General features: G+C 58.1%; 8 protein-coding genes. 2 read left to right on the top strand and 6 right to left on the bottom strand.

Features of this window, described 5'->3' with window-relative positions; genetic code table 11:
* The 3 genes from trpE to H5U08_RS04230 form a co-directional block, all read right to left on the bottom strand.
* Positions 1–1,520 (bottom strand): anthranilate synthase component I (gene trpE, locus H5U08_RS04240; RefSeq protein ID WP_297030542.1); only part of this gene is annotated, 1,520 nt, incomplete at its 3' end.
* Positions 1,521–1,945: 425 nt separating this feature from the next.
* Entirely contained in the window at positions 1,946–2,239 is a 294-nt protein-coding gene (rpsT, locus tag H5U08_RS04235) for a 30S ribosomal protein S20 (RefSeq protein ID WP_297030539.1), read from the bottom strand.
* A gap of 86 nt (positions 2,240–2,325) precedes the next feature.
* On the bottom strand, positions 2,326–3,891 hold the full coding sequence (locus H5U08_RS04230; RefSeq protein WP_297030544.1) for a tetratricopeptide repeat protein: 1,566 nt from the start codon (positions 3,889–3,891) through the stop codon (positions 2,326–2,328).
* Positions 3,892–3,954: 63 nt separating this feature from the next.
* On the opposite strand from H5U08_RS04230, the gene cobA reads away from it, so the two are divergent.
* A complete protein-coding gene (gene cobA, locus H5U08_RS04225; RefSeq protein WP_297030536.1) occupies positions 3,955–5,511 on the top strand; it encodes a uroporphyrinogen-III C-methyltransferase in 1,557 nt (518 codons plus the stop codon).
* A gap of 158 nt (positions 5,512–5,669) precedes the next feature.
* Here cobA and H5U08_RS04220 read toward each other — a convergent pair whose 3' ends face one another.
* The 3 genes from H5U08_RS04220 to aroF form a co-directional block, all read right to left on the bottom strand.
* Entirely contained in the window at positions 5,670–5,852 is a 183-nt protein-coding gene (locus H5U08_RS04220; RefSeq protein ID WP_297030535.1) for a hypothetical protein, read from the bottom strand.
* A 332-nt stretch (positions 5,853–6,184) separates the two neighbouring features.
* On the bottom strand, positions 6,185–7,678 hold the full coding sequence (locus H5U08_RS04215; RefSeq protein WP_297030532.1) for an aldehyde dehydrogenase family protein: 1,494 nt from the start codon (positions 7,676–7,678) through the stop codon (positions 6,185–6,187).
* Positions 7,679–7,885: 207 nt separating this feature from the next.
* On the bottom strand, positions 7,886–8,926 hold the full coding sequence (gene aroF, locus H5U08_RS04210; protein ID WP_297030529.1) for a 3-deoxy-7-phosphoheptulonate synthase: 1,041 nt from the start codon (positions 8,924–8,926) through the stop codon (positions 7,886–7,888).
* 757 nt (positions 8,927–9,683) lie between these two features.
* On the opposite strand from aroF, the gene H5U08_RS04205 reads away from it, so the two are divergent.
* Positions 9,684–9,865: peroxiredoxin (locus tag H5U08_RS04205; protein ID WP_297030526.1), on the top strand; the 182-nt coding region annotated here is incomplete at its 3' end.

The following is a 9,865-nucleotide window of genomic DNA, read 5'->3' as shown; positions in this document are numbered from 1 at the left end:
GTCTGGGCAATTTCAATCGCTTTGAGTAATCCCCTCGCCTTGTTGAGGGTTTCCTGCCACTCCTGGCGGGGATCACTATCCGCCACGATTCCTGCCCCGGCCTGGACATAGGCCTTGTCGCCCTGGACCACGATGGTCCGGAGCGTGATACATGTGTCCATGTTCCCGCTGAAGTCAAAATACCCCACGGCGCCCGCATAGGGCCCCCGTTTGTGGGGTTCGATCTCGTCGATGATCTCCATCGCCCGGACTTTGGGAGCACCTGACACTGTTCCGGCCGGCAGGCACGCCTGAAGGGCGTCAAAGGCCGTTCGTCCTGGTGCCAGTTCTCCGGTCACATTCGACGTGATATGCATTACGTGGCTGTAGCGTTCGATCGTCATGACGTCGGTCAACTTAATCGAACCAAACCGGCACACCCGCCCGAGGTCATTCCTCCCCAAATCCACGAGCATGACATGCTCCGCCCGCTCTTTAGGATCGGCCAGCAACTCTTCCGCGAGCCGCCGATCCTCTTCCTCGGATTTGCCTCGGGGGCGGGTACCCGCCAATGGGCGGGTCGTCACCTGTCGGCCGACTACCCGGACCAGGATTTCAGGAGAACTCCCGACCAGTGTCACGCTGGGGCTTCGCACATAGAACATGAACGGGCTGGGGTTGATGACCCGCAATGCCCGATACACCTCAAACGGGTGGGCCTGCAGGTCCACCTCCAGCCGCTGGCTGATCACCACCTGAAAAATATCGCCCGCTTCAATGTAGCGAATGCACTTGCGAACGGCCTCTTCGAATTGTTCCTGTGTGAAGTTGGATCGATACTGGACCGTGGGTTCCCCTTCGATGGGAATGTCGAAGGGTTCGAGGTCCGCCGGTGTGTCGCGCAAACGTTCGATGACTTCGTCAATCCTCCGGCAGGCATCCTCGTAGGCGTCGGCCAGGCTCCAACCAGGATGGCGGACGTGGGCCAGCGCCACCACAATGAGGGCTTTGGTCACGTTGTCGAAAATGACCATCCTGTCGTAGAAACCGAAGGACAGGTCCGGGATGTGGCGATCGTCGGGCGGCGTGTTCGGCAGCCGCTCATAGTACCGGACAACGTCATACCCCACGTACCCTACGGCACCCCCACAAAACGGGGGAAGTTCGGGGAGCATTCTCACCCGCAGGCTTTCCACGCGTTTGCGGAGCTCCTCGATGGGGTTCTGGCAGACATACTGCCTCGTTTCCAGGAGGGGGGCCCCCGAGGCGGAAACACCCGTGTAGGAGTTAACAATGACACGCCGGTCCCAGGCTTCCACCTCCAAAAAGGGATGCGTGGCGAGGAAACTATACCGGCCGACTTTTTCGCCCCCGGTGACGCTCTCGGCAAGGCACGCACACCGGCCGGCGTCCAGCTTGTGGAACGCCGACACCGGCGTCAGGGAGTCACTGACGAGGCGGCGATAAACTGGGACAAGGTCAACCCCCTCGGCCAGCTCTGCAAACTTTGTGAATTCTGGATAGTACTTGGGTGTGGACATGTATGAACCCATTTTTCAAGTTCTGGGCAAGGACCGGCCAACTCCTTCTATTATGCCGCCGATGGCGCCGTGCTTCAGCCCCATTGGGCGGGATTTATTTCGGTACTGACCGACGCCGCGTCCATTCTAACGTCCCCTCATCAAGGAGCGGTAAAGTCGGCGACCTGTGCGCAGGCTGAAAACGTGCCGTACGATCGGGTGTCTACTGAGCACTGATCCAGCCGGGCTGCCCGCAACTCCTGTCAGCTCGATAGACACTCTATCGCTGGACGAGGCTCACAAGGGGCAACTGAGAGATCGCCTCGGCAGAACCGCAGAAAAGCGCGAAGCCGACCCAACGATCGAGAAACAACTTGCGCGCCCCAGGCGCGCTAAAAGTTTGACAAAAGAGCTGCAGGGCGGCACCCGCCCGACATTATCGGGGGCTATTGGGCGGCCCCTGAGGCCGCGGCCGACGCCTTCAGACTGTTCACCTTAGCGGCGAGGCGTGCCTTGGTTCTTGCCGCAGCATTCGGATGGATGATGCGTTTAACGCCTGCTCGATCAAGGAGCTTGTAGGCCTTGCGCAATTCCTCTTCCGCGCGGGCCAGGTCACCCGCGGCCACCGCTTCCCGCACTTTGCGGCACTGCGTCCGGGTAGCACGTTTGATGGAGCGATTGTGGAGCCGCCGCTTGATGTTCTGCCGCAGACGTTTTTTCGCACTTTTTGTGTTGGGCATATCCTTCAGAGCACCCAGTAGCCAATCTGGACAATGACAACCCTGCCGAAATCCATCCTACGCTGTGAAAAACCTCATTATCGAGCCTATTCTTCGTCTTGTCCAGGGGGCAGTTCCACTTCCACCGCCTCTTCCTCGGCCGGGGCACCTCCCCGCTGAGCTTCCAGCCGCTTGGCAATTTTGTCCAGCAGTTCTCCGACGTTCCGGTAGGAATAATCCATGGCTGCCAGAGCGCTCGCGTGCTGTTCGGCCCTCCGGTAGTCCTTGAGACGGTAGGCCAGAACTGCGGCAGAGTAGAGAGCCCGCTTCTTGTTCTCGGCGTCGCGGTCGGAAATCTCCTGGACCGCGTCCTCGAAATGCTTCATGGCCAGACGATGCTGACCGATTTTCTCGAAACACTGACCCAGGTTGAGCAAGCAAACTCCCTTCCGCCGGGGGTCTGTCTGGGCGATCTGGTACTGTTTGATCGCCTCTTCATACATTTCGTTAAGCTGGTAACGCACCCCCAGCTCGAAGCGGAACGCCAGATTGTTCGGAAACCGTTCCACGCGATCCTTGTACACTTCGAGCTCTTTCGCCCAGAGCGTCTTCTGGGCAGCCACCATCTTCTGTTTTGTCTGGTCCGATGGATTACTGCGGTATTCCTTTTCTGCTTCGGCCAGGGCCTGACGGAGCCGACGAAGCTGCAAGTCCTCGAGTTTTTCCTTGGCAGCCACGTCTTTCGTGATTTCGTACGCCTTGGCCATCAACTGCTCGGCCCTGCCGTATTCGCCATCACGGACATAAATTTCAGCCAATTCATAATAAAGCGGCAAATTCGTGGGTTGTCGCTTGATCTCCAACTCCAGCCGCTCGCGACGACTCAAGGCATCCGGCGTTCGAACCTCCCCACCGACCGCTTCGATGCGGCGCCGGGATTCGCCGGTGTCGTCGTAGCCCCCCACTATGATCGTCTTACGAACCGTCAGATCGGCAATCGCCTTGGGAGCCTCCGGATCGTTCGGCTTGAGCTGCTCGACCTTGTGCCACATGGCGATGGCCTGGTCATAAAGATTCAGCTCCGCCAAGGTTCGGGCACAGCGCCGGCACATTTCCACATCTTTGGGGTTGGCATCGAGCGCTTGCTTGAGATAAACGAGTTGCGCCTCATGGTACCCGCATTGCTCGCACGCCTGGGAGAGTGCCGTGAGCACACCGGTGTCCCATGGGTTGATCTTGAGCGCCTCAGCGCCGATCCGGAACACATTCACCCAGTCTTTGCTGTGAACGGCCTTCCTCAGCGCGGCCTTGAGAGGGGCCAGCTTAAAGAATCCAAACGTTTTTCCGCGCTTGTTATTGTTGAACTTCTTCTTAAGATTGCTTAAGAAGGCCTGTACATACAGCGCATTGCCCGGCTCTCCCACGACACACTCGGTGTAGACGTCGGCGGCATAATCGAAATTCTCTTGAGCCGCTATGCGATTGCCGTACTCAAAGCATTCTTTGAGTCGCTTTCGCTTGGCCGGGCTTGGTTCCGGCGGCACATTACCAACAGCCTGTGCAGGAGTTTCAGATGCCATTTGGGCCTCGACGAGGAACAGGAACGTTTCTAACTCCCCCGGCGGTGTGACCCGCCCGCCAACCACTTTTTTCCATATTTTGCCTATTACCATTTTAGCCACAACAGTTCCAAACTCAACAGAGCAAACCGTGGCCGATTCGGGGGTCCCACTGCGATGACTGATAGGCAAAAACGAATGGAATTGGAGAAGACCTCACCAGGGACCGTTTACCTGGTGGGGGCGGGGCCGGGTGATCCTCGACTGATCACCCTGTGGGGCATTCAGTGCCTTCAGAAAGCCGATGTCGTCATTTACGACTATCTGGTGGACCCCGCTCTTCTCGAGTATGCTCCCAAGCAGGCGCGACGGATTCCGCTAGGTCACCACAGTCAGGGGCGGGTTCTTTCCCAGGAGGAAGTCAACGCATTGATCCTCGCAGCGGCGCGTGACGGTCAGACGGTGGTGCGATTGAAAGGGGGCGATCCGCTCATTTTCGGCCGCTTTGCTGAGGAGGCTTCTTTCCTGCGACAGCAAGGTATCCCGACCGTCATCATTCCAGGGATCACCGCAGCCCTGGCGGCTGCCTCGCTCGCAGAAATCCCGCTGACACACGCGGACCAGGCTTCCGCCGTGGCGTTTGTTGCGGGAAATGAACACAGTTACAAGGGCGAAAGCCACCTCGACTACGATGTTCTGGCGAGGTTTCCAGGCACGCTCATCTATTACATGGGCGTCCGCTCTGCCCCCGAATGGACGCGACAACTCATCGCTCATGGCAAATCCGCTGCCACTCCTGCGGTGCTGGTCAGACGATGCGGCTGGCCGGATCAGCAAACCTTCAAGACGACTCTTGGCGAGCTTCCTCAACTCATTGCCCACGCCCAGATCAAACCACCCGCTGTCATCATCGTGGGTGAAACGGCACGTGAAGCTCCAACCGAAGCGTGGTATGTGCGGCAGCCGCTGTTCGGACAGTGCGTCCTGATTACCCGAGCCGAGGAGCAAGCCGCCGAATTGCGGAACCTGTTGGAGTCTCTTGGTGCCCATGTGGTCATTCATCCGGTCATCGAGATCTTTCCGGTCTCTGATCCGCGGCCCCTGGACGACGCCATTTCCTCTTTGGACTCCTATCAGTGGCTCGTTTTCACGAGCGGAAACGGCGTGCGATTTTTCATGGAACGGCTGTTTCACCTGGGCGGAGACGCCCGTCGGCTGAGAGGTTTGCACATCGCCGTTATCGGCCCCGGAACCGCAGCCGCGTTGGGGCAGTTCGGCCTGCGCGCGGACCTTGTTCCTGCTCAATTTTGTGCGGAAAAGCTTGCGGAGGAGCTGAATCGCCTGCCCACCCGGGGAAAAATCCTGCTCGTTCGGGCGAATCGGGGCAGGCCGGTACTTTACGACGAACTGAGACGGGGCGGTTGGGATGTTCATCAGGTCGCCGCCTACGAAAGCCGGGACGTCACCACTATTTCCCCGGAAGTCGAACGTCTCCTCAAAGACGGACGGATTCACTGGATCACCGCCACGAGCCCCTCCATCGCCGGGGCGGTCGTCCGTCTTTTCGGCAATTACTTACCGCGCGTCCGCATCGCCAGCATCAGCCCCATTACGTCGGCTGTCCTACGTGAGCACGGCTTGGAACCCGCCGCGGAAGCCCGGACGTACACGATCCCCGGGGTGGTCGAGGCAATCGTCAACGCGGTTAGGCGAGACCGTGACATCCAGCAGTGAAACGATAGCGAGTTTCCGGTGAAGCCGGGCTTTTCACAGCAGCTTCCTGGGCATTTTCACCCATCAAAAAGACGAGTGACAGAATCAGAGCATTGCGGTGAGAGAACACGAGTGTGAACGTTCAAACGAGAGGCGAGAATAGAAAGCCGGAAGCCGATTCAGGGGATTTCGCGAAAAGTAAGGAAGCCGGCGACGCCCAGCAGTAACGAAGCAGCAATAAACCCTATATCCATGACGACACTCACGCGTCCAAAAGGGATTCCGAGGGCCAGGTCGAGACCAAACAGGAGGATTAACAGCGCACTTCCAACCATTCCGAAGATGCAGAGGCCTTTACCCATCGATGTCTATCCTCAAGGTGCTCGTCCCGTAAGGTGCCTCACCTCAGCTCGTCCAAACTGGGCAAATTCATTACCTCGAGGCGCTTGCCCGTCATAAAAGAGCGTTGCCTCTCAACCAGACCTTTTCCTTACCTCGCCGAATCCCTCACACGAGCCGTAAAGTGGCCTATTATAGCTGCACCAAGGAAAGTCTACCACACGAACAGCGATTCTGCCCAAAGCGGCGTAACCCAGCCGGTCCGGGCATCACCCCATTCGGGCGACACGGACACATTCTCCAGTTTAATCAGAGCCCCTCTATTCACAAGCGCGAACCATCTGGCGGCCTCTGCTCACACCAGCGGTCGGACGACAGACGTGCTGCGCAAATAATCAAAGAACGTCTGTTCGGAGAGGACGCCGCCGCCCAGCCCGCTTTTCTTAATCCCGGCGTAGGGCACTCCGTGAGGGAAAAGGTTATGGGCATTGATCCAGCTATTGGCAGCCTCCATAGCTTCCGCCACGCGACGAGCCCTTTCCAAATCGCTCGTCCACACGCTGTTGGCCAGACCGTAGTCCGTATCGTTCGCTTTGGCAATAGCGTCCTGCTCGTCATCGAAGGGAGTCAGGTAGGCCACCGGGCCAAAAATCTCCTCTTGCGCCGCAACATTCTTAAGCGACCCGGCCAGCAAGGCAGGCTTGACATAGAAGCCTTTCTTACCCGGCACTTCCGCCTCACCCCCCTCAAGGATCACCTCAGCCCCCTCTTGCCGCCCGCGCTCGATATAGGAAAGGATTCGCTTCTTCTGCTTTTCGTTGACGACCGGTCCCACATCGACTCGGGGCTCCAATTCATGACCGATCTTCAGGGACCGCAGCCGCTCCACAGCCTGCTCTACGAATTTGTCATAGATCGATTTCTGAATGATCCATCGCGTGGCTGTACAACAGACCTGCCCACAATGGAACGTAACAGCCCGTACCAGTTTTTCCACAGTGTCGGACAGATCCACGTCGTCGAAGACGACGGCAGCTCCCTTCCCGCCCAATTCCAGCTTTACCGGAACCAGGTTCCGGCCACAGGCCTCCGCAACCAATCGGCCCACCTCTGGCGATCCTGTGAAGGACATTCGCCTTAAACCCGGATGCCGTGCCAGGGCCGCCCCGGTGATTTCACCAATGCCGGGAATCACGTTAATGACGCCGTCGGGAATACCGGCCTCTTTCGCCAGATGAGCCACAAACAGCGTGGACAGCGGCGTGTCCTCCGCTGGTTTGATAACAACCGTGTTCCCTGCAGCCAGAGCCGGTGCAATTCCCCAGCCCACGAGCAAAATGGGAAAATTCCACGGAAAAATGAACCCACAGGGACCCCATGGCGCGCGGTACGAGTATGCCTCATACCGCGGCACCGCCAGAGTAGCACGGCGCTCGATGTGAAGCGACATCTCGATGAAGTAACGCATGGTGTCAATAAAATTCTGAACGTCTGCCTCAGCCTGCCGATAGATCTTTCCACAATCGAGCGCCTCGATCTGGGCAAGCACCCGCTTCCGCTTCTCCACCGCTTCGACCCACCGATGAAGCAACGCACCCCGCTCGTGGGCGGTCATTGTAGGCCAGCCGCTCTCGCGGAACGCCTTCCACGCAGCATTGATGGCCTGGTCTACCTCTTCTGGTTGCATATTATCGACCTCGGCCAACACCTCACCCGTCCCGGGATCGCGGGTCACGAAGGTCTCTCCCTTCTGGGAGAAAACCTCTTTGCTACCGATCACGCCACCAAAGCGCTTCTTTTCGAGAAATTCCCGAACTTCCGGCAGAAGATCGAATTCCGCGATAGCCATAAGCGGGTCCTCCGTCACAAAGTTTTCCCCATATAAGTTCCGCAGAAGAGAGTAGGCCGCGGACGCCCCACACCGACAGTTCGTCCACAATATAGCAAAGTCGGGCCTGCAAAACGAGCGGGCCGTCCAGGATTAAGGGACAAGCCACTTGCCGGGCGGCACGATTCTTCCGCCAGGCCGCGTTGACTTACCCTGCGTGTCCTTCATTCACTGACACGTGGCGGGAACGCCTGCCCCCAGAACTCTGCCCAAAGCCTCCGCCACTTTTCGGCAAAGTTCCATCGTGGTTTCGAACTGCTCGAACGTAAGAGACTGAAAACCGTCGCTGAGGGCCATTTCCGGCCGTGGGTGCACTTCAATGATAAGCCCATCCGCACCTGCAGCGACGGCTGCGGCAGCCATCTGGGGCACCAACGCGCTGTGTCCTGTGCCGTGGCTCGGGTCCACAATGACGGGAAGATGCGTCCTCTGGTGCAGCCAAACGACCGTCGCCAGGGAAAGCGTGTACCGTGTGTGCGACTCGAACGTGCGGATTCCCCGTTCGCAGAGGATCACGTTGTGATTGCCCGTGTTCAGAATGTATTCCGCCGCCAGCAGAAGCTCCTCCGCGGTGGCTGCCGGACCGCGCTTGAGAAGAACCGGCTTGCCCGCACAGCCTGCCTCTTCCAAAAGCCGGTAATTCTGCATGTTGCGCGCCCCGATTTGCAGAATGTCCGCGTATTTGGCCACTACGGGAACATCGGCTGGTGTGATCACTTCGGTCACGATGGGCAGGCCGGTCTCTTCCCGGGCGGCAGCGAGTATTTTAAGCCCCTCTTCTTTAAGTCCCTGGAAACTGTAGGGACTCGTCCGTGGTTTGAACGCACCACCCCGAAGCGCCGTGGCTCCGGCAGCTTTGACCGCCCGTGCTGTGGACAAGGTCTGCTCTTCGGTCTCAACAGAGCAGGGCCCCGCAATCACGCCAATGTGGGAATTTCCAGCTATGAATGGCCCCACACGTACCACGGTACGTTCAGGTTTGACCTCCAAACTCGCTACCTTGTAGGGTGCCAGAATGGGAATCACCTCGGCCACGCCCGGACAGCTTTCTAGAGAGGCACGGTGCTCGTCCCGCTTGTCGCCAATGGCCGCTATGACAGTCCGTTCCGTCCCATGAATGACGTGGGGACGCAGTCCGAGGGATTGCACGCGTTCGACGACGTAGTTGATCTCGTGCTCTGTGGCTCCCTTCTGCATGACAACAATCATGACTCAGTCTCCTTTCGCGCTTGGTCACCCAGGTCGATGTGGCATTAACGATCCAGACCCCCAATTCCAAACAAAAAGCCCTGGTAACCTTTTTTGGTTGCCAGGGCTGGGGTTTCTTTCGGTTATGATTCGAACCGTTTATGGACCTCCACCGGCCCCGCAACCAGGCGGGCTAAAGTAAAACCGGTAGTAGGACCAGACGCGGTTCATCATACGCACCAAAGGACTGCACTTTGAGAATCCTAGCCTATCATATAATCGTATCGCTCGCTTTGCAAGTAGAGGGAAAAGTGAATATTCCCCAGCCGCCATCAATTATTCAGAGTCCCATCCCATCCCGTAGGGGCGATCATCAACCAGGGCAGCCATCTTGGCTCTTGCCGACCGAATCGGGCCTCGGGGCTGTATAAACCAGATGCCAGGGTTCCCCCGTCCGTTGCCAACGTCAATTTGGGTCAGGTCTCTTTGCGCACCGCTCGTATTATTCCTCGTCCTGTTCCTGGTGGAGGCTGCCTGTCCACGACGCACCTTTGCCCCGGCGTCTATAATTCCTCAAGCTGGCACAGAAAATGGGACCGGATTGTCGGTCCGACGCGACGGGCCATCCTTCCGGTGGTGACGAGCAGAAAGATTCCATCCGCGGCAATAACCTCGGGAGTTTGTCTCCGCTCATGCCGTCTCCCAGGTTATGCAGCGCTCATTGCGTGAGGTGGTGACCAAGCAGCAAAGTCTCTCGAAGTAAGTCGGAGGAAGATCGATGGCTGACTGGCTTGAAGCGGGAGTGGAAGCCCCTGACTTTACATTGCCTTCCGACACAGGCGAAACGATCCATCTGAAGAGTCTTCGTGGTCGGCCGGTGGTACTCTATTTCTATCCGAAGGATGACACGCCAGGCTGCACACGTGAGGCGTGTGCATTTAGGGACCTGAAAGCGGACAT

Source organism: Thermogutta sp. (genome assembly GCF_014359955.1).
Taxonomy (GTDB): domain Bacteria; phylum Planctomycetota; class Planctomycetia; order Pirellulales; family Thermoguttaceae; genus Thermogutta.
This window is presented reverse-complemented; position numbering and strand designations above follow the sequence as displayed.

What these genes read in the sequence shown, in the direction of transcription:
- aroF (WP_297030529.1), bottom strand. Translation starts at nt 8,926, where the DNA reads ATGATTGTTGTCATGCAGAAGGGAGCCACAGAGCACGAGATCAACTAC.
- H5U08_RS04215 (WP_297030532.1), bottom strand. Translation starts at nt 7,678, where the DNA reads ATGGCTATCGCGGAATTCGATCTTCTGCCGGAAGTTCGGGAATTTCTC.
- rpsT (WP_297030539.1), bottom strand. Translation starts at nt 2,239, where the DNA reads ATGCCCAACACAAAAAGTGCGAAAAAACGTCTGCGGCAGAACATCAAG.
- H5U08_RS04230 (WP_297030544.1), bottom strand. Translation starts at nt 3,891, where the DNA reads ATGGTAATAGGCAAAATATGGAAAAAAGTGGTTGGCGGGCGGGTCACA.
- H5U08_RS04220 (WP_297030535.1), bottom strand. Translation starts at nt 5,852, where the DNA reads ATGGGTAAAGGCCTCTGCATCTTCGGAATGGTTGGAAGTGCGCTGTTA.
- cobA (WP_297030536.1), top strand. Translation starts at nt 3,955, where the DNA reads ATGACTGATAGGCAAAAACGAATGGAATTGGAGAAGACCTCACCAGGG.